We start from the raw sequence: 19,351 nt of genomic DNA, 5'->3' as shown, positions 1-19,351 counted from the left end.
ATATGTTAAAACACATATCGGTAAAAAATTACGCTCTTATAGAGAACTTAGAGATAGATATACCATCTGGATTTACTACAATAACAGGAGAAACAGGGGCTGGTAAGTCTATACTTTTGGGGGCTATAGGTTTAGCATTGGGCAATAGAGCAGATTTGAAATCCTTAAAAAATGCAGATCAGAAATGTGTAATAGAAGTACAGTTCTACATAAAAGATTATAAGCTGAAGGAATTTTTTGAAAGTCATGATTTAGATTACGAAGACAATACCATTTTAAGAAGAGAAATTTTACCATCGGGCAAGTCTCGTTCTTTCATAAATGACGTGCCAAGTTCCTTGAGTGTTATCAATAAGTTGGGAGAGAAATTATTAGATATACATTCTCAACATCAAACATTAAAGTTAAAAGATTCAGATTTTCAGATGAAACTTTTAGATTCAGTCGCAGGTAATACTGAGATATTAATCGATTATAAAAATAAGTTACGAGAATTTAAAAGAGAAAAAAAGGAATTTGAGAGCCTCAAATTAAAAAGAGATTCTCTACTTAATGAATTTAATTATAACTCCTTTTTATTACAGGAATTGCAAAGTGTAAAGCTGATAGAAAATGAGCAGGAAGACAAGGAGTTAGAGTTAGAAAAATTAACTCATGTGGAGGATATAAAAAATAGCCTTCAGTATTCTATAAAAGCTATAGATGATGATGAAATAGGTATTTCTAATGTTTTGAACAATGTGAGAAATAGTATTAGTAATATATCTAAAATATCTGATGAGTACAATATTATATATGAGAGGATAAATAGCATATATCTGGAGTTAGATGACGTGTATACAGAGATGTGTTCTCTAGTGGAAGATGTAGAATATGAACCGCATAGACTTGAAGAGGTAAATAGTCGTTTAAAGGTGATATATGATTTAGAAAAGAAACACTCTGTTGGAAGTGTACAAGAGTTATTGGATATAAAATCTGAATTAGAGAAAAAAGTTAATACGACTGAAAATTTAGATCAACTCATACGAGAAAAAGAACTTTTTATAGATTCTTTAGAAGGAGACATTAGAAATATAGCTTCAGCGATATCTAAAAATAGGGAGCGTGTAATACCTAAAATAGAGAGTGATATTCTCAAAGTAATAGAGAGATTAGGAATGCCTAGTTCTTTCATTTCTCTGAGATTATCTCATTTGAATGAGTTTAGAGAAAACGGTGTGAATGATATAGAGTACTTATTTTCTCACGGTGGGGAATCTGATTTACATCCTCTAAATAAAATTGCTTCAGGGGGTGAATTATCTCGTATCATGATAGCTATAAAGAGTATAATGTCTAGGTATGACAGTATGCCAACGATTATTTTTGATGAGATAGACACTGGAATATCTGGAAATATAGCCGATAAGATGGGAGATGTTATGATAGATTTAGGTCGCAATATACAAGTTATAAGCATTACTCATTTGCCACAGATAGCTGCAAAGGGTCAGTATCAATTAAAAGTTTATAAGGAAAATATAGGAGGTAAGATAGAGACTAGGATACGATTACTCTCAAGTACAGAGAGGGTAACTGAAATAGCTGAAATAATCAGTGGAAATAAAATTTCTGAGGCTGCTATACAACAGGCTAGGCAGTTATTGGGCGTAGATTGAATTTGTTCTTTAATCTGATTACGAATTAATAAAAACATTTTAAAAGCTTGAAATAACTTTAATTTAGGCTTAATTTTTATGGGCAATCCTAAACATATCGAACGGAAGCAGATAAAATGATCCCAAGACTGCTAGCAAAATATCTGATGTTTTAAAATATTTAAACACAACTTTTTTACAGTCCGATAACACATATTCAAGTGATTTTATCAATCGAACTCAGGTTCAAAGGATTTACCTATTCTACATAGAGCATATTTTCCAAAACGCAAACACAGTTATGTAGTAGTGTACGATCAAATCAGGAATTCGAGCAGATATGTAGTATGGAAGGATAAAAAGACGTTTTCTAAATGATATGAAATCAATATACAATTCCCCTACAAAACAATCAGCTGAGGCCAGCCCTAAATGACTTTGCAAAGACATGGGAATCCAAGTATTCCTATGCTGTTAAAAGCTGGCGAGATAACTGGGAGGAATTATCTGCTTTTTATGAATTTCCCGTATAAATCAGGAAAATTATTTACACGACCAACTTGATTGAAAACCTCAATGGAAAAATCAGAAAGTATACCAAAAACAAATTGTCATTCCCAACTGCTGCTGCTGTTATGAAATCTACTTTTTTAGCTCTGAGGGGGGCTACAAAAAAAATGGTCCAAACCCATACCAAATTGGGGAATAATTTTGAATCAATTTTTAACTATTTTTGACAAAAGAGTTCGACTATGAATAAAAACAAAAAAAATATGTCATTTTTTATTCGCACACTTTAATGGATAGTGTCATTAAAAAACCGCCTCGTTTAATTAATGAGACGGCTTCGTTAAATAATAACAATAATTATTATTCAGATGTAATGTCTATTTTTTTTTAGGATACTTACTCTTATCAGTATCAGAGCTACTATGAGGCATTCCTGAATCTTGAAACGTTGAATTCATATACGCAACATTAGAGATATCCCATTTGCTTAAATCTTGATTAAAAGATGTAGCATGGTAAAACATATAGCCCATATTAGTAACCTTATAAACATTCCAACTACCTATATCTTTATTGAAAGCTTTAGCTTTTGCAAACATCGATGCCATATTAGTAACATTAGAGACGTTCCAGTTATTTAAGTCTTGATTAAAAGCTGTAGCGCCCAAAAACATCGATGCCATATTAGCAACATTAGAAACATTCCAACTACCTATATCTTTATTGAAAGCTGTAGCGCCCAAAAACATCGATGCCATATTGGTAACCTTAGAAACATTCCAACTACCTATATCTTTATTGAAAGCTATAGCTTCAAAAAACATCGATGCCATATTGGTAACCTTAGAAACATTCCAACTACCTATATCTTTATTGAAAGCTATAGCTTCAAAAAACATCGATGCCATATTGGTAACCTTAGAAACATTCCAACTACCTATATCTTTATTGAAAGCTTTAGCGCCATAAAACATCGATTCCATATTAGTAACCTTAGACACATCCCATTTGCTTATATCTTTATTGAAAGCTTTAGCTTCAAAAAAACATCGATTCCATATTAGTAACATTAGAGACGTTCCAGTTATTTAACCCGCATTATTCATAGTCATACTAAAATAGATTAGACGTGATATTTTTTCCTTAACTTTTTTACTAATCGAAGAGAACTCATCTTCTTTGTCGTTTTTTTGCACCTTTTTTTAGGATGACAATGCTCTTTTTTAGTGTTTTTACATGGTTTTTTAACGACAAGGCGTAACTATCCCAAGGTCGTTCATTTCACAAATAAACAACCGTTACTGGGTAATAATTTCCCGAAATAAACCCTTGTAAACAAAAGATTTAGATAGCTGATAATAGATTCGCCTTTTGGTAATTTTAATCGTTGCTCCTACCTTGAGAAGATAGGTTCTAATCGAACTGATTAACCATTTTTTTGCTACTTCAAATCTTGTTTTCTTTATCTTCTGTTTCAGTAATAAAAACATTTCATAGGCAAGACTACTCATCATAAGTCGAAAAAAATTAGCAAGAAAACTATGATTTGACAAACGATCAGAAAAACACATATTTTTAACTTCTTTTATTCTATTTTCACTTGAATCACCTCTTTTCACATAAAAGTCAAAGTAAATTTCTCTAGCATCCTTTTGGGGAAGATTACTAGAAAAATACCTTATGTTCATCCCTAATCCTGTACTCTCAACTTTAGAATAGCACTGTTGAGGCTTGTGCCAACTCTTGGCTTTGTACGTAAAACTCATAAAATGTTGGTGCTTCTCTCCCTGATCTAAATACATTTTTTTTACAGCATTTTTTGACCAAGATACCTTTCTTTTTAAAACTTCATTGCTCGCTATGCCTGTCACATATAGTAAATCAAAATCATCTACTAATTGGTAAAAAGGAGCGCAACTAAAGCCGCTATCACTTCTAATAATTATTTCCATCTCTGGGTGACTCTCACGTATTTTGATAATTATTCGCTTTAAAATACTCACATACCATTTATTAGAATGACTATTTCCTGGGCGGAGTACAGGAAGGATAATCTGTCCTGTTTTTCCATCATGAAAAAATAGTTCATTGTACATGAATTGACTATAATAACCGTTAAACATTGACAATTGTTGACTGCCATGAGTTGGATCATCAGTTGAATCTACGTCAATAACTATTCTCTTACGATCAGATAAACTTGAAACATATTTGTATAACCACGCATCACAAAACTTAAAAACAGCTTGTTTGTCAAAGCTATTCTCAAATCTTGATATAGTAGGTTGAGAAGCCAAATCACCTTGAAGAACATCTTTGAATAAAGGATCGTTATGTAAATGATTAACATCATTGGCGTCTTCATAGCCTAACATGATCATATAAACCCTTTGTTTTAACTGTTGCTTTCTGGTATAAGTAATAAATCTAGAGTCTCGAGTATCAGGCAAAAGTTTACTGTAATAATGAATCAATCTATGATCTCTTTCTAGTTTTTCAAGCATGATTAAAGATCCATCAGAGCTAATTTCTGATGATGAAAAAGTTAACTCAACAGAAGTTTTCCCTCTATAAAATAATGTGTTTTTATTCCTCATTTTTGGGCTATATTAAAGTATGTTTCTTTGGACTTTAATGCCTTAAAATTAACACTTTATGCGCAATATTTAAAGGGTAACTATGAATAATCTGGGTTAAGTCTTGATTAAAAGTTGCGGCTTTAAAGAACATCATTGACATATTAGTAACATTAGAGACATTCCAGTTATTTAAGTCTTGATTAAAAGCTGCCGCTTTATAGAACATCATTGACATATTCGTAACCTTAGATACATCCCATTTGCTTATATTTTCACTGTTGAAAGCTTTAGCTTCAAAAAACATTCTTGACATATCCGTAACCTCTTCTAAATTAGGTGCTTTTACAGGTAAAGTTACTAACTTGGTACATCGTTCAAAACATCCACAGTAATCCTTAAATTTCAGTTCACCCCAATCTAATATATCTAATATTTTATCCTTGCTATTTGTAACTTTTCCGAAGTTAAAACCTTCTATTTGCCCTATAATAGTTATAGTCTTATCACCCCCTGTTGTATATGTATGACTTGCATTAGGGTCATTATGAGAAGTAACATGTTGCTTTTCTGTATCATCTCCCCAGTCTACATAGAAATTGTAAACTCCTCCCTGATATATAGGTAATACTATTCTGTCATTTAGACGAACATACCATTTTGAGATAAATTTCTTTGAACTGTTATCGGTAAACTTGCCTAAAAGATAGACTCCGTTATCGTATTTGTTTCAGCTTCTCCTTCTCCAGTAGTAACTAAATTATCTACAGTGTTTGTAGAGTTTTGTACTGCCTCAGGCAGCGTATTTATTTTTTCTACTACAGACACCGTTATCGTATAAGTTTTAGCTTCTCCTTTTTCGGTAATAATTGTAAAAGATACAGGGTTGGAAAAATCTTTAATTGTACTAGGGTTAGGTTCTATTTTTTTACCTACAAACTCTATTGTAGGAACTAACTTGGTTATTAATCCTTTTTTATCAGCAGGTAAAACAACAGATATCTTAGTAGAATCTGCAGGATCAATATTAATGCTTATATCTTCCTTATTCAACCCCTCATTCTTAGCAGAATCAAAGTTTAAACTGAAAGAAAGTGAAGACTCAATGTCTGAACCATTTTCTGCTTCTTTTGTACAAGAATTAAAGGAGATAATTTGAAAAATAAGTACAGAAAACAGTAAAATTTTTGACTTCATAGTATTTAAAATAATCAACTAAAAGCCTATTTTAAAGGTAAACACACACAATATTCAAGCTTTCCAGTCTCAGTTAAAAATCTGCTAAACTATTAGTTTTTTAAAGGTCAAAAGAAAATATTACATAAGGTTCAAGACAACTTAACCTAGATTATTCATAGTCGTATAAATTTTTCGGATAGAATCTATCGCTTTATCCAGTATTTATAAGTAGTCATTGATGAACTCAGAGTTATAAATGGTATATTTTTATTCCTCATTTTTGGGCTATATCTGAAGTGGTTATTTTTGGTTGAAACCCTTTAAAAATAACGCTTTATATTCAAATTGAAATACAAACCATGAATAATCCAGGTTAAATATAAGTACTGCTGCTCCACTAACGGCTACTATCACTTTAAAAGAAGAACTTGGTGAAAATGTTTATTTAGGAAATACTAAATTAGATACTAATGCTCTTTCTTTTGATCATGTTATTACAACTAGATTAGTTCATAGTGAACTAAAAGATGGTGTTAGTAAGACTTTTAAAATCTCTAAAAAAGAAGGCGATAAGGTTATTGATGAAAAATCATTTAAAGTGATGTTTATTCACGGAGCTGCATCAACTGCATCAAGAGATTGTCTTATAGCTACTACTGGAACTGGAAGTGATAAAAAAGCTACCGGATTAGGGTTTATACAAAATACTACTGCTGATCAAGCTAATAGTAAAATTAAAGATGCTGCTACGGCTGAAGCTCCAGCAACCTATCCTAAGGTTACTGATACTCAAGCCACTAATGACGGCTCTGATAATACAAAATATATTTTACTAACTATGACTAAAGGCACTCAATTAGCTGACGAGAGCATATCAAACTTTAAATTTAAAGCTGATAAAGTTGCTCTCCCAAATGGAGCTTATTTTGACATAACTGATGCCGTTGCAACGGGTGACGCTGCAAATTTCCCAGCAACAGACCCAACAACTGAGTTTACTGTTTCAGCTACTGGCAAAGGAATATCCTTTAAAGTAGTAGCTCAGGATGGAACATCAGTTAAATTCTACAGATTAGAATTCAAGGAGAGTTAATTTTATAATTTATCTTCCTTTGCAAAAGCCCCAATATTGGGGCTTTTGTGTTTTATAAGACTATCTCAAAGAATTATATTTTAGTGTGTTTTATATTTAAAATACTTCACAGAAAAAAACTCTCAATTAAAATAATACTACTAATTTAGCGCTTTAGTTTTTAGTCAATGGCTTACTCATATATTTAGGTCATTGACATTTATTTTTTAACAATATTATATATGAAAACAAACAAAATATTTAAAAACATTTTATCATTACTGACTCTTGGTCTTGTGGTTTTTTCTTGTAATAAACCAAACGCTGAAACAGAAGTAGCAAATATTGAAAGCGTTGTCTTTACAAAGGCTAAAAATAGTACCCCAGCAACAAATCCTACTGCTGCTACTGCAGCTTATAAAGCTCTCTTTATAACAAAGACACCTGCTCCTGCATATGCTGCATTAGAGGCCCAACTTAAAGCAAATATTGAAGCAGATGGGTACTATCAAAGTGACTGTGCCTTTTAATACTAAGTTAAATATAATTACTGCTGCTCCACTAACGGCTACTATCACTTTAAAAGAAAAACTTGGTGAAAATGTTTATTTAGGAAAAGATAAATTAGATGCTAATGCTCTTTCTTTTGATCATGTTATTACAACTAAATTAGTTCATAGTGAACTAAAAAATGGTGTTAGTAAGACTTTTAAAATCTCTAAAAAAGAAGGCGATAAGGTTATTGATGAAAAATCATTTAAAGTGATGTTTATTCACGGAGCTGCATCAAGAGATTGTCTTATAGCTACTACTAGTTCTGGCTCTACTAAAACAGCTACTGGGCTTGGGTTTATAAAAGGTTCTGCTAGCGCTGCTAATGAGAAAATTAAAGATGCTGCTACGGCTGAAGCTCCAGCAACCTATCCTAAGGTTACTGACACTACTGGAACTAATGACGGTTCTGCTGCTGATAAACCTATTTTACTAACTATGACCAAAAATACTGAATTAGCTGACGAAACTATATCAAGTTTTAAATTTAAAGCTGATAAAGTTACTCTTCCAAATGGAGCTTATTTTGATACAACTGATGCTGTTGAAACGAGTAAGGCTACAGATTTCCCAGCAACAGACCCAACAACTGAATTTACTGTTTCAGCTACTGGCAAAGGAATATCCTTTAAAGTGGTAGCTCAGGATGGAACATCAGTTAAATTCTACAGATTAGAATTTAAAAACTCCTAGTTTTATAAACTACTTTTTTTTGCAAAACCTCCAATATTGGAGCTTTTGTGTTTTATAAGACTATCTCAAAGAATTATATTTTGGTGTGTTTTATATTTAAAACACTTCACAGAAAAAAAACCTCAATTAAAATAATACTACTAATTTAGCGCTTTAGTTTTTAGTCAATGGCTTACTCATATATTTAGGTCATTGACATTTATTTTTTAACAATATTATATATGAAAACAAACAAAATATTTAAAAACATTTTATCATTACTGACTCTTGGTTTTGTGGTTTTTTCTTGTAATAAACAAAACTCTGAAACTCCTAAAACAGAAGAAGAAGTAGTACAAAAAGCAATTGCAAATATTGAAAGCATTGTATTTACAAAAGCTAAAAATAGCACTCCAGAAACATCCCCTAATGATGCTACCGCAGCTTATAAAGCTCTCTTTATAACAAAGACACCTGCTCCTGCATATGCTGCATTAGAGGCCCAACTTAAAGCAAATATTGAAGCAGATGGTACTATCAAAGTGACTGTGCCTTTTAATACTAAGTTAAATATAAGTACTGCTGCACCACTAACGGCTACTATCACTTTAAAAGAAAAACTTGGTGAAAATGTTTATTTAGGAAATAATAAAAAATTATATGCTGATTCTCTTTCTTTTGATCATGTTATTACAACTCAATTAGTTCATGCTGAATTGATAAAAAAAGGCGGTGTTAGCCAAACTTTTAAAATCTCTAAAAAAGAAGGCGATAAGGTTATTGATGAAAAATCATTTAAAGTGGTCTTCGTTCATGATACTCCTTCAACAAATTCAGTTTTAGCTACTAGTAGTTCTGGCTCTACTAAAACAGCTACTGGGCTTGGGTTTATAAAAGGTTCTGCTAGCGCTGCTAATGAGAAAATTAAAGATGCTGCTACGGCTGAAGCTCCAGCAACCTATCCTAAGGTTACTGACACTACTGGAACTAATGACGGTTCTGCTGCTGATAAACCTATTTTACTAACTATGACCAAAAATACTGAATTAGCTGACGAAACTATATCAAGTTTTAAATTTAAAGCTGATAAAGTTACTCTTCCAAATGGGGCTTATTTTGATACAACTGATGCTGTTGAAACGAGTAAGGCTACAGATTTCCCAGCAACAGACCCAACAACTGAATTTACTGTTTCAGCTAAGGATAAAGGAATATCCTTTAAAGTTATAGCTCAGGATGGAACATCAGTTAAATTCTACAGATTAGAATTCAAAGAATAGTTAGTTTTTTTAAAGTTAAAGATCATTTTCTATAGAAGCCGCCTCATTACTAAAACGAGGCGGCTTTTTAATTTTTATAAGACTATCTCAAAGAATTATATTTTGGTGTGTTTTATATTTAAAACACTTCACAGAAAAAAAACCTCAATTAAAATAATACTACTAATTTAGCGCTTTAGTTTTTAGTCAATGGCTTACTCATATATTTAGGTCATTGACATTTATTTTTTAACAATATTATAATATGAAAACAAACAAAATATTTAAAAACATTTTATCATTACTGACTTTTGGTTTTGTGGTTTTTTCTTGTAATAAACCAAACGCTGAAACAGAAGTAGCAAATATTGAAAGCGTTGTCTTTACAAAGGCTAAAAATAGTACCCCAGCAATAAATCCTACTGATGCTACTGCAGCTTATAAAGCTCTCTTTATAACAAAGACACCTGCTCCTGCATATGCTGCATTAGAGGCCCAACTTAAAGCAAATATTGAAGCAGATGGTACTATCAAAGTGACTGTGCCTTTTAATACTAAGTTAAATATAAGTACTGCTGCTCCACTAACGGCTACTATCACTTTAAAAGAAAAACTTGGTGAAAATGTTTATTTAGGAAAGGATAAATTAGATGCTAATGCTCATTCTTTTGATCATGTTATTACAACTAAATTAGTTCATAGTGAACTAAAAAATGGTGTTAGTAAGACTTTTAAAATCTCTAAAAAAGAAGGCGATAAGGTTATTGATGAAAAATCATTTAAAGTGGTATTTATTCATGATGAAAATCCTTCTAATGTTTCTGCTTTAGCTCTTGATACTGCTGGCAGTAAAGTTACTGGGCTTGGGTTTATAACAGCGACAGGCTCAGGTGCAATTAATGAGAAGATTAATAGTGGTACCGCTGCAACCCCAGTAAATCCTACGAAAGAGAGCACCAGCGGTGGTGCTGGAACTAAAGCTTCTCCGTATGCACTTACTATGACTGCTGCTTCATCTGGAGGGCAAGAGTTAGTATCAGGCACTAGTATTTCTAGTAACAATACTACCATTAAATTCAAAGTAGATGTTTTAAAACTTCCAGAGGGTGCTTTTATAGATGCAACTACGACGGAGTTTAATAATGATGCCGATCATCCTGTAACAAATCCTACAATCTCTACTGGGTTTACTCCAACAGATAATAATAAAGGCATACAGTTTAGAGTAGTGGCTCAGGATGGAACATCAGCTACTTACTATAAGTTGACATTTAAGAATTCTTAATAAGATTTTTTTAACACCTTTTTCAATCCCCTGGCTCAAAGTTGGGGGATTTTTTTATGCTTTGTTTCTAAGGCTGTGTGAAAAATAAAAAACTTATCAATTAAAACAATACTACTAATTTAGCGCTTTAGTTTTTAGTCAATGGCTTACTCATATATTTAGGTCATTGACATTTATTTTTTAACAATATTATAATATGAAAACAAACAAAATATTTAAAAACATTTTATCATTACTGACTCTTGGTCTTGTGGTTTTTTCTTGTAATAAACCAAACGCTGAAACAGAAGTAGCAAATATTGAAAGCGTTGTCTTTACAAAGGCTAAAAATAGTACCCCAGCAACAAATCCTACTGATGCTACTGCAGCTTATAAAGCTCTCTTTATAACAAAGACACCTGCTCCTGCATATGCTGCATTAGAGGCCCAATTTAAAGCAAATATTGAAGCAGATGGTACTATCAAAGTGACTGTGCCTTTTAATACTAAGTTAAATATAATTACTGCTGCTCCACTAACGGCTACTATCACTTTAAAAGAAAAACTTGGTGAAAATGTTTATTTAGGAAAAGATAAATTAGATGCTAATGCTCTTTCTTTTGATCATGTTATTACAACTAAATTAGTTCATAGTGAACTAAAAAATGGTGTTAGTCATACTTTTAAAATCTCTAAAAAAGAAGGCGATAAGGTTATTGATGAAAAATCATTTAAAGTGATGTTTATTCACGGAGCTGCATCAAGAGATTGTCTTATAGCTACTACTGGAACTGGAAGTGATAAAAAAGCTACTGGATTAGGGTTTATACAAAATACTACCGCTAATGCTGCTAATGAGAAAATTAAAGATGCTGCTACGGATGAAGCTCCAGCAACCTATCCTAAGGTTACTGATACTCAAGCCACTAATGACGGCTCTGATAATACAAAACCTATTTTACTAACTATGACCAAAAATGCTGAATTAGCTGACGAGGGCATATCAAGCTTTAAATTTAAAGCTGATAAAGTTACTCTTCCAAATGGAGCTTATTTTGATACAACTGATGCTGTTGAAACGAGTAAGGCTACAGATTTCCCAGCAACAGACCCAACAACTGAATTTACTGTTTCAGCTAAGGATAAAGGAATATCCTTTAAAGTTATAGCTCAGGATGGAACATCAGTTAAATTCTACAGATTAGAATTCAAGGAGAGTTAATTTTATAATTTATCTTCCTTTGCAAAAGCCCCAATTTTGGGGCTTTTGTGTTTTATAAGACTATCTCAAAGAATTATATTTTGGTGTGTTTTATATTTAAAAGACTTCACAGAAAAAAAACCTCAATTAAAATAAAGCTACTAATTTAGCGCTTTAGTTTTTAGTCAATGGCTTACTCATATATTTAGGTCATTGACATTTATTTTTTAACAATATTATATATGAAAACAAACAAAATATTTAAAAACATTTTATCATTACTGACTCTTGGTCTTGTGGTTTTTTCTTGTAATAAACCAAACGCTGAAACAGAAGTAGCAAATATTGAAAGCGTTGTCTTTACAAAGGCTAAAAATAGTACCCCAGCAACAAACCCTACTGATGCTACTTCAGCTTATAAAGCTCTCTTTATAACAAAGACACCTGCTCCTGCATATGCTGCATTAGAGGCCCAACTTAAAGCAAATATTGAAGCAGATGGTACTATCAAAGTGACTGTGCCTTTTAATACTAAGTTAAATATAAGTACTGCTGCTCCACTAACGGCTACTATCACTTTAAAAGAAAAACTTGGTGAAAATGTTTATTTAGGAAAGGATAAATTAGATGCTAATGCTCATTCTTTTGATCATGTTATTACAACTAAATTAGTTCATAGTGAACTAAAAAATGGTGTTAGTCATACTTTTAAAATCTCTAAAAAAGAAGGCGATAAGGTTATTGATGAAAAATCATTTAAAGTGATGTTTATTCACGGAGCTGCATCAAGAGATTGTCTTATAGCTACTACTGGAACTGGAAGTGATAAAAAAGCTACTGGGCTTGGGTTTATAAAAAATGCTACAGCTGATCAAGCTAATGGGAAAATTAAAAATGCTGCTACGACTGAAGCTCCAGCAACTTACCCTAAGGTTACTGACACCACTGGAACTAATGACGGCTCTGATAATACAAAACCTATTTTACTAACTATGACTAAAGGCACTCAATTAGCTGACGAGAGCATATCAAACTTTAAATTTAAAGCTGATAAAGTTGCTCTTCCAAATGGGGCTTATTTTGATACAACTGATGCTGTTGCAACGAGTAGCGCTGCAGATTTCCCAGCAACAGACCCAACAACTGAATTTACTGTTTCAGCTACTGGCAAAGGAATATCCTTTAAAGTGGTAGCTCAGGATGGAACATCAGTTAAATTCTATAAATTAGAATTCAAGGATGCTTAGTTTTATAAACTACATTTTTTTGCAAAAGCCCCAATATTGGGGCTTTTGTGTTTTATAAGACTATCTCAAAGAACTATAGTCTGGAATTTCTTCCAAAAAATTGTACTCTTTACTATCGTTATTTATAAATGCTGAATAGTGTTTTTTTCCATTAGTAATTATCAAGTACTCCACTCCTATCCCCGCAGCGTATAAAGAGGCTTGATCAAAAGTCTTTTGTGTTATTAAAGTATCTGGAGATTTGCATTCTACTATAACCATTGGTTTCATATTAGTATTGTAAACTATTATATCTGCCCTTTTTTTGAGATATCCTATTTTTAAAGCACTCTCCACAGCCATGAATACAGCGGGATAACCCTTGTCTATCAGATACCTTATAATATGTTGTCTCACCCATTCTTCAGGAGTAAGTAAAACGTATTTTTTTCTGATTATATCAAATATAAATAGCTTTTTTTCAATAGCTTCGCGCAGCTTAAACCTGTATTCAGGAAAATTTAATTTTATCATAATTGCATTTAAAATATGAAACTCGCTGATGAAATAATAGCAAATATTAGAGAAAAAAAATATCATCCTATATATCTGCTATCTGGTGAGGAAAAATATTACATAGATAAAATATCCGATCTCATACAAAGAGAAGTATTATCCGAAGGTGAAAAGTTATTCAATCAGTCCCTACTGTATGGAAAAGAAATAGATACTGAAACAATTATCTTAGAATCAAAAAGGTATCCCATAAATGCAAAATATAGAGTTGTAATAATCAAAGAAGCTCAACATATAATCGACAAAGATATAAAGTTATTAAACGGATATATAAAATCACCTAACCCCAATACCATATTAGTCCTTTGCTATGAAAAACAACTAAAAAAAACAATATCCAAATATTTTGATCAAAACACAATAGTGTTTACAAGTGGTAAAATGTACGAATATCAAATCCCTATTTGGATAAAAAAACAAGTGACTAGCAAAAATTATACTATATCTGATAAAGCCGCACACCTAATGTCTGATTACTTAGGAACAGATTTGGTTAAGATAAACAACGAATTAGAAAAACTGACCATACTAATCCCCAAAGGGTCTGAAATAACAACAGAGATAATAGAAAAATATATAGGCATCAGTAAAAGCTATAATACCTTTGAACTAAATAAAGCCATATCTAAAAAGGATGTATTTACAGCAAATAGAATCATAAACTTCTTTGGAGAAAATTCAAAAAAGAATCCCATAATTCTGACAATATCTTCCCTATATACCTTTTTCACTAATTTGCTAATCTATCTGAGCTTAGACGATAAATCTCCAACTAATGCATCAAAACACATAAAAATACCTCCGAGTTTTATAACAGAATATCAAGACGCTTCTAATTTTTACAGTGTCAAACAAATAATAAGAATAATATCCTTTCTAAGAGAAGCTGATGGCAAATCCAAAGGCATAGGCGTAAGCACTACATCAGATAAGGAAATACTAAAAGAACTTATCTTTAAAATAATGCATATTTAATTCCTCATTATATCAACTTATTTTTGACTAAATATTCGGCTATTTGAACAGTATTTGTAGCAGCTCCTTTTCTTAGATTATCTGAAACTATCCATAAATTAAGAGCTTTCTCCCTAGAATGATCTCTTCTGATACGCCCCACAAAAACATTGTCATTATCATTTGCACAAATAGGCATAGGGTATTTATTATTCAATATATCATCTTGTACAATCACACCGTTTGTGTCTTTTAAAAGAGCTGTTAATTCGTCTATATCAAAATCATTTTCAAACTCTATATTTATACTTTCAGAATGGCCTCCTGTTACAGGTATACGTACAGCGGTAGCCGTTAGATTTATAGTGTCATCACCTAAAATTTTCTTTGTCTCCCTTATCAATTTCATCTCCTCTTTGGTATAAGCATTGTCTTCGAAATCATCACAATGAGGAATTACATTTCTATATATTTGATGTGGATAAACTTTTTCTGAATTAAAATTAGACTTTTCTTCATCTTCCAATTGAGAAATACCTCTGATCCCAGTACCTGTAACTGACTGATATGTAGAGATTACAACCCTTTTGATTCGATATTTTTGGTGAAGTGGATTTAAAACCATAACCATCTGTATGGTAGAACAATTAGGATTAGATATTATCTTATCCTCTCTTGATAATTCACTTGCATTTATCTCTGGAACTATTAATTTTTTGGTAGGATCTCTTCTCCAAGCAGAAGAATTATCTATTACTGTAGTTCCTATTTCTGAGAATTTTGGAGCCCAAATTAAAGAGAGATCTCCACCAGCCGAAAAAATAGCTATATCAGGCCTTAGGTGCAAAGCCTCTTCTATATCAATTACTTTTGTAGGTTTTCCCTTAAAATAAAACTCCTTTCCAAGAGACTTTTTAGAAGCTACTAAAAACAACTCCTCTAGGGGAAAATCCCTCTCTTGTAAGAGTTTAAATATTATTCGTCCTACAAGGCCTGTAGCCCCTACTATTACAAGTTTCATCTTAGGATTTTTAAAAAAATAAACAAGCGAATTTACTACATTCGCTAGAAATTATTTCATAATTTATGAGGATATTAAAAGTGCTTTTATACCCTTTATCTAAGTTATATGACCTAATAACATTTATCAGAAATAAACTCTACGATAATGAAATATTTAAATCCTTCAATTTCGAAAATCCTATTGTCATATGTATTGGAAATTTAAATGTTGGAGGAAGTGGAAAAACTCCCCACATAGAGTATTTGATAAATATCTTAAAAGATGATTTCAAAATAGCTGTACTCAGCAGAGGATACAAGAGAAAAAGCAAAGGCTTTGTAATAGCAGATAAATATTCCACTGTTGATGATATAGGCGATGAACCACTTCAATTATATAAAAAAAACAAAAACATTACAGTCGCTGTAGATGCCAATAGGGTAAGAGGTATAAAATACCTCAAAAAGGCTTTTGAAAAATTAGATATAGTCTTACTAGACGATGCCTTTCAACACAGAGCCATAAGAGCTAATTTGAATATACTACTAACAGATTATAGCAAAAATTATAAAAAAGACTATCTAATGCCTCTAGGATTATTGAGAGAAAATGCTAAAGGAGCTGACAGGGCTGATATTATAATAGTCAGCAAATGCCCAATTGATATCTCTAAAAAGGAAAAACTAGATATAAGCAAAGAGCTGAATATTAAAAGAGATCAACGTATTTATTTTTCTAGCATAATATATTCTGAATTTATATACAACAGATTGAGCAATAAAAAAATAGAAAGTCTTAAAAATCAAGAGATCACCTTGGTAACTGGTATAGCTAATCCTAATCCATTAGAAGAATTTCTAAAAGAAAAAAAAATTAATTTTATGCACCTGAATTACAGAGATCATCACAACTTCACAAAAAGGGATCTAGAGGTGATGAGGGAAAAACAAAATACAATTCTCACTACAGAAAAGGATTATATGAGACTATTAGAATTACCTATTCAAGAAATGGATATTTGGTACATCCCCATAAAAGTCAATCTATCGGAAAATGATCAAAATAACTTTAACAGAGAAGTATTTAAGTATATAAATTATATTAACTAGTCTGTCTTATACTTTTTTTGATTTAAAAAATAAATTGTGCAAAATGATTGAAAACAATAACTACACATTATTTTCCTGGTCTAAACAAAAAGGATTAAATCCAATAAAAATAGACAGAGCAGAAGGTGTTTACATATATGACTCCAATGGAAATAAAATAATAGATTTTTCATCTCAATTAATCGGTGTAAATATAGGCCATGGAAATAAGAGAATAACTGATGCTATAGTCAATCAAATGCAAAAAGTATCTTATGTCAATCCTGGATTTATGACGGATCCCAGAGAGAAACTAGGAAAAAAATTGTTTGAAATAACCCCTGGCAATCTCACCAAGAGCTTTTTTACATTAGGCGGCACGGAATCCATAGAAAATGCTATCAAAATAGCTAGAGTCTATACTGGAAGACATAAAATAATCACGCATTATAGATCTTATCACGGTTCTACTTACGGCTCTATATCTGCCAGTGGAGATCCTAGAAAATTTGCAGTTGATAGTCAATCTATGCCAAACGTATTACACGTAGAGAACCCTTACGCGTACCGATGTCCTTGGAACACTTCCTCTATTGAAGAATGTGGAGAAATGGCCTTAAAACATTTGAATAGAGTCATAGAATTTGAAAATCCTAACAGCATAGCAGCATTATTATTTGAAGGGGAATCAGGTTCTTCAGGATGTATCAAATATCCTCCTTTTTATTGGAAAGGTTTAAGAGAGATAGCCGACAAATACGGAATACTTTTAATAGATGACGAAGTTATGAGTGGATTTGGAAGAACTGGTAAGATGTTCGCTATAGATCATCACAATACCACACCTGATATCATGTGCTTAGCTAAAGGATTAACATCTGGGTATTTACCTCTAGGAGCTGTAGTAGTAACAGATAAAATAGCCGATTATTTTGATGATATCTCCCTGCCCTTGGGTCTTACCTATTCCTCACACGCTGTGTCTTGTGCTGCCGCTCTGGAAAATATATCTATAATAGAGGAAAATAATTTGGTGGAAAACGCAAGTGTCATGGGAAGATACATAGAAGAAAAAGTCAAGGAATTGGCAGAGAAACATCCATCTATAGGAGACTTTAGAAATACTGGATTATTGGGTTGTATAGAATTGGTTAAAAACAGAAAAACAAAAGAACCTACTACACCTTGGAATGCATCTCCACTGGAGATGAAAGTAAACAATCTAATGGTAGATAAGATGAAAAAGTTGAATATGTTTACCATAATCAGATGGAATTTTATATTCATAGCTCCTCCTCTTTGTATTTCTAAGACAGAAGTAGATGAAGGAATAGATATACTTTCGCAGATAATTTCAATAGCAGATAAATACTATACAGAATAAAAAATGCCTTCTTGGGCAAGTCTCGTTTTAAAAATAAAAATCACTAAATAATTATGGACTTAAACATAACTAAACCCATTTGTTTTTTCGACTTAGAAACGACAGGAACTAATATTTCTAAAGACAGAATAATAGAAATATCTATACTAAAAATACTAGTCGACTCAACTCAAGAGAGTAAAACTTGGTTGGTAAATCCAACTGTAGTAATCCCTGAAGAGTCCATTAAGGTACACAATATAACAAATGAAGATGTGGCTGATAAACCCACGTTTAAAGATATATTGCCAGAGATAAAAAAAATGATCAAAAATTCTGACCTATGTGGCTATAATTCTAATAAGTTCGACATACCTCTCTTAGCCGAGGAATTTTTAAGAGCTGGAGAAGATTTCAGCATGAAAAATAGAAAGAGCATAGATGTTCAAAATATCTTCCACAAGATGGAACAGAGAACTCTCTCGGCTGCTTATAAGTTCTATTGCAAAAAAGAACTATCAAATGCACATTCTGCACAAGCCGATACTCAGGCTACGTACGAAATCTTAAAATCTCAATTAGATCACTACCCAGAATTGAAAAATGAAATGGACTTTTTAAGTGAATTTTCACAACACAATAGAAGTGTAGATCTAGCTGGATTCATAGGTTTAGACGATCAAGATTTTGAAATATTCAACTTTGGAAAATACAAAGGACTCAGAGTATTGGAAATATTAGAAAAAGACAAAGGCTATTTCTCCTGGATACAGAACTCTGATTTTCCACTTTACACAAAAAAAATATTGACCGAAATACGCTTAAAAAATTTCAATAAAAAATAAAAAAGGTTTGAAAAACAAAAAGAAGAGGCTGTATCAGTTTTGAGACAGCTTCTTTATTTTCAGTATTCGCTTCCAATTGTATTATTTCTTCTTTAGCTTCCTCAGCTGGTTTAGAACAAGAGAAAACAACTAACCAAATAGTTAATAATGATAAAGTGTTTTTAAATAAATTTCTTTTCATTTTAATTCAAAATAAGGTTAAAAAATAAACATCAACAGCATAAATGTATAAGTAAGCTTTTGATTCAAAATTAAAAGACTAAAGCTGTAGTTTTATTTTAGTTGAGCTTTTTTTCTGCGAAGTTTTTTTATTTCTCTGAGAAAAACAGTTCTATTCTTAGTCAAAAAAAAACGCCTTGAAATAGATAATA

At 31.9% G+C, this 19,351-nt stretch carries 19 protein-coding genes and 1 pseudogene; 13 read left to right on the top strand and 7 right to left on the bottom strand.

Annotation, left to right across the window (positions count from 1 at the left end):
• Positions 1 to 2: 2 nt before the first annotated feature.
• Both recN and JBKA6_RS06110 read left to right on the top strand, forming a co-directional pair.
• Positions 3 to 1,661 carry a DNA repair protein RecN gene (recN, locus tag JBKA6_RS06115; RefSeq protein ID WP_096686861.1) on the top strand — a complete coding sequence of 553 codons (1,659 nt, stop codon included), beginning with the start codon at positions 3 to 5 and terminating at the stop codon, positions 1,659 to 1,661.
• Between the two features lie 249 nt (positions 1,662 to 1,910).
• Positions 1,911 to 2,396 (top strand): annotated as a pseudogene (locus JBKA6_RS06110) (transposase); the annotation flags it as partial.
• 131 nt (positions 2,397 to 2,527) lie between these two features.
• Here JBKA6_RS06110 and JBKA6_RS06105 read toward each other — a convergent pair.
• The 4 genes from JBKA6_RS06105 to JBKA6_RS06085 form a co-directional block, all read right to left on the bottom strand.
• Entirely contained in the window at positions 2,528 to 3,220 is a 693-nt protein-coding gene (locus JBKA6_RS06105) for a BspA family leucine-rich repeat surface protein (RefSeq protein ID WP_096686859.1), read from the bottom strand.
• 228 nt (positions 3,221 to 3,448) lie between these two features.
• The gene (locus JBKA6_RS06095; protein ID WP_096686857.1) at positions 3,449 to 4,747 is read right to left on the bottom strand and encodes an IS1380 family transposase; all 1,299 of its coding nucleotides are present in this window, start codon (positions 4,745 to 4,747) and stop codon (positions 3,449 to 3,451) included.
• 34 nt (positions 4,748 to 4,781) lie between these two features.
• Entirely contained in the window at positions 4,782 to 5,135 is a 354-nt protein-coding gene (locus tag JBKA6_RS07845; protein WP_231952080.1) for a DUF285 domain-containing protein, read from the bottom strand.
• A gap of 290 nt (positions 5,136 to 5,425) precedes the next feature.
• On the bottom strand, positions 5,426 to 5,923 hold the full coding sequence (locus JBKA6_RS06085) for a hypothetical protein (RefSeq protein ID WP_096686853.1): 498 nt from the start codon (positions 5,921 to 5,923) through the stop codon (positions 5,426 to 5,428).
• Between the two features lie 583 nt (positions 5,924 to 6,506).
• Here JBKA6_RS06085 and JBKA6_RS06080 point away from each other — a divergent pair.
• The 7 genes from JBKA6_RS06080 to JBKA6_RS07585 all read left to right on the top strand — a co-directional run bounded on the left by JBKA6_RS06080 (position 6,507) and on the right by JBKA6_RS07585 (position 13,172).
• The gene (locus JBKA6_RS06080) at positions 6,507 to 6,998 is read left to right on the top strand and encodes a hypothetical protein (protein WP_096686851.1); all 492 of its coding nucleotides are present in this window, start codon (positions 6,507 to 6,509) and stop codon (positions 6,996 to 6,998) included.
• Between the two features lie 221 nt (positions 6,999 to 7,219).
• The gene (locus tag JBKA6_RS07605; protein WP_157776978.1) at positions 7,220 to 7,507 is read left to right on the top strand and encodes a hypothetical protein; all 288 of its coding nucleotides are present in this window, start codon (positions 7,220 to 7,222) and stop codon (positions 7,505 to 7,507) included.
• Complete coding sequence (locus tag JBKA6_RS06070) at positions 7,476 to 8,222, top strand: glutathione S-transferase family protein (protein ID WP_096686849.1); 747 nt, start codon at positions 7,476 to 7,478, stop codon at positions 8,220 to 8,222. Before JBKA6_RS07605 ends, JBKA6_RS06070 begins: the two co-directional genes overlap by 32 nt.
• A 221-nt stretch (positions 8,223 to 8,443) precedes the next feature.
• Complete coding sequence (locus JBKA6_RS07600) at positions 8,444 to 9,481, top strand: glutathione S-transferase family protein (protein ID WP_157776977.1); 1,038 nt, start codon at positions 8,444 to 8,446, stop codon at positions 9,479 to 9,481.
• 244 nt (positions 9,482 to 9,725) lie between these two features.
• The gene (locus tag JBKA6_RS07595) at positions 9,726 to 10,745 is read left to right on the top strand and encodes a hypothetical protein (protein WP_157776976.1); all 1,020 of its coding nucleotides are present in this window, start codon (positions 9,726 to 9,728) and stop codon (positions 10,743 to 10,745) included.
• 196 nt (positions 10,746 to 10,941) lie between these two features.
• The gene (locus JBKA6_RS07590) at positions 10,942 to 11,946 is read left to right on the top strand and encodes a glutathione S-transferase family protein (protein ID WP_157776975.1); all 1,005 of its coding nucleotides are present in this window, start codon (positions 10,942 to 10,944) and stop codon (positions 11,944 to 11,946) included.
• 221 nt (positions 11,947 to 12,167) lie between these two features.
• The gene (locus JBKA6_RS07585) at positions 12,168 to 13,172 is read left to right on the top strand and encodes a hypothetical protein (RefSeq protein ID WP_157776974.1); all 1,005 of its coding nucleotides are present in this window, start codon (positions 12,168 to 12,170) and stop codon (positions 13,170 to 13,172) included.
• Between the two features lie 60 nt (positions 13,173 to 13,232).
• Here JBKA6_RS07585 and JBKA6_RS06045 read toward each other — a convergent pair whose 3' ends face one another.
• On the bottom strand, positions 13,233 to 13,685 hold the full coding sequence (locus tag JBKA6_RS06045; RefSeq protein WP_096686847.1) for a type I restriction enzyme HsdR N-terminal domain-containing protein: 453 nt from the start codon (positions 13,683 to 13,685) through the stop codon (positions 13,233 to 13,235).
• 15 nt (positions 13,686 to 13,700) lie between these two features.
• Between JBKA6_RS06045 and holA the strand changes: the two genes are divergently transcribed.
• Positions 13,701 to 14,702, top strand: a complete 1,002-nt coding sequence (holA, locus tag JBKA6_RS06040; protein ID WP_096686845.1) for a DNA polymerase III subunit delta — start codon at positions 13,701 to 13,703, stop codon at positions 14,700 to 14,702.
• A 7-nt stretch (positions 14,703 to 14,709) separates the two neighbouring features.
• Here the strand turns inward: holA and JBKA6_RS06035 are convergent, their stop codons facing one another.
• Complete coding sequence (locus JBKA6_RS06035) at positions 14,710 to 15,702, bottom strand: aspartate-semialdehyde dehydrogenase (protein WP_096686843.1); 993 nt, start codon at positions 15,700 to 15,702, stop codon at positions 14,710 to 14,712.
• Positions 15,703 to 15,767: 65 nt separating this feature from the next.
• Here JBKA6_RS06035 and lpxK point away from each other — a divergent pair, with 65 nt between their 5' ends.
• Genes lpxK through JBKA6_RS06020 form a run of 3 tightly spaced genes read left to right on the top strand, consistent with a single transcriptional unit; the run spans position 15,768 to position 18,980 of the window.
• Positions 15,768 to 16,793 (top strand): tetraacyldisaccharide 4'-kinase, encoded by a 1,026-nt coding sequence (gene lpxK / locus JBKA6_RS06030; protein WP_096686841.1) that lies wholly within the window; start codon positions 15,768 to 15,770, stop codon positions 16,791 to 16,793.
• A gap of 43 nt (positions 16,794 to 16,836) precedes the next feature.
• A complete protein-coding gene (locus tag JBKA6_RS06025; protein WP_096686839.1) occupies positions 16,837 to 18,156 on the top strand; it encodes an aminotransferase class III-fold pyridoxal phosphate-dependent enzyme in 1,320 nt (439 codons plus the stop codon).
• A gap of 53 nt (positions 18,157 to 18,209) precedes the next feature.
• Positions 18,210 to 18,980, top strand: coding sequence for a 3'-5' exonuclease (locus JBKA6_RS06020; protein ID WP_096686837.1), 771 nt, complete (start codon positions 18,210 to 18,212; stop codon positions 18,978 to 18,980).
• On the opposite strand, the gene JBKA6_RS06015 is transcribed toward JBKA6_RS06020, so the two are convergent.
• Positions 18,967 to 19,161, bottom strand: coding sequence for a hypothetical protein (locus JBKA6_RS06015; protein ID WP_096686835.1), 195 nt, complete (start codon positions 19,159 to 19,161; stop codon positions 18,967 to 18,969). The genes JBKA6_RS06020 and JBKA6_RS06015 overlap by 14 nt on opposite strands.
• Positions 19,162 to 19,351: the final 190 nt, after the last annotated feature.

The sequence above is a fragment of the Ichthyobacterium seriolicida genome (assembly GCF_002369955.1).
Taxonomy (GTDB): domain Bacteria; phylum Bacteroidota; class Bacteroidia; order Flavobacteriales; family Ichthyobacteriaceae; genus Ichthyobacterium; species Ichthyobacterium seriolicida.
This window is presented reverse-complemented; position numbering and strand designations above follow the sequence as displayed.

Coding starts and splice junctions, on each gene's coding strand:
- JBKA6_RS06105 (WP_096686859.1), bottom strand. CDS start 3,220: ATGTTACTAATATGGAATCGATGTTTTTTTGAAGCTAAAGCTTTCAAT.
- JBKA6_RS07595 (WP_157776976.1), top strand. CDS start 9,726: ATGAAAACAAACAAAATATTTAAAAACATTTTATCATTACTGACTTTT.
- JBKA6_RS06085 (WP_096686853.1), bottom strand. CDS start 5,923: ATGAAGTCAAAAATTTTACTGTTTTCTGTACTTATTTTTCAAATTATC.
- JBKA6_RS07585 (WP_157776974.1), top strand. CDS start 12,168: ATGAAAACAAACAAAATATTTAAAAACATTTTATCATTACTGACTCTT.
- JBKA6_RS06035 (WP_096686843.1), bottom strand. CDS start 15,702: ATGAAACTTGTAATAGTAGGGGCTACAGGCCTTGTAGGACGAATAATA.
- JBKA6_RS06070 (WP_096686849.1), top strand. CDS start 7,476: ATGGGTACTATCAAAGTGACTGTGCCTTTTAATACTAAGTTAAATATA.
- JBKA6_RS07605 (WP_157776978.1), top strand. CDS start 7,220: ATGAAAACAAACAAAATATTTAAAAACATTTTATCATTACTGACTCTT.
- JBKA6_RS06015 (WP_096686835.1), bottom strand. CDS start 19,161: ATGAAAAGAAATTTATTTAAAAACACTTTATCATTATTAACTATTTGG.
- JBKA6_RS07590 (WP_157776975.1), top strand. CDS start 10,942: ATGAAAACAAACAAAATATTTAAAAACATTTTATCATTACTGACTCTT.
- recN (WP_096686861.1), top strand. CDS start 3: ATGTTAAAACACATATCGGTAAAAAATTACGCTCTTATAGAGAACTTA.
- JBKA6_RS06045 (WP_096686847.1), bottom strand. CDS start 13,685: ATGATAAAATTAAATTTTCCTGAATACAGGTTTAAGCTGCGCGAAGCT.
- JBKA6_RS06095 (WP_096686857.1), bottom strand. CDS start 4,747: ATGAGGAATAAAAACACATTATTTTATAGAGGGAAAACTTCTGTTGAG.
- JBKA6_RS06080 (WP_096686851.1), top strand. CDS start 6,507: ATGTTTATTCACGGAGCTGCATCAACTGCATCAAGAGATTGTCTTATA.
- JBKA6_RS07600 (WP_157776977.1), top strand. CDS start 8,444: ATGAAAACAAACAAAATATTTAAAAACATTTTATCATTACTGACTCTT.
- lpxK (WP_096686841.1), top strand. CDS start 15,768: ATGAGGATATTAAAAGTGCTTTTATACCCTTTATCTAAGTTATATGAC.
- holA (WP_096686845.1), top strand. CDS start 13,701: ATGAAACTCGCTGATGAAATAATAGCAAATATTAGAGAAAAAAAATAT.
- JBKA6_RS06025 (WP_096686839.1), top strand. CDS start 16,837: ATGATTGAAAACAATAACTACACATTATTTTCCTGGTCTAAACAAAAA.
- JBKA6_RS06020 (WP_096686837.1), top strand. CDS start 18,210: ATGGACTTAAACATAACTAAACCCATTTGTTTTTTCGACTTAGAAACG.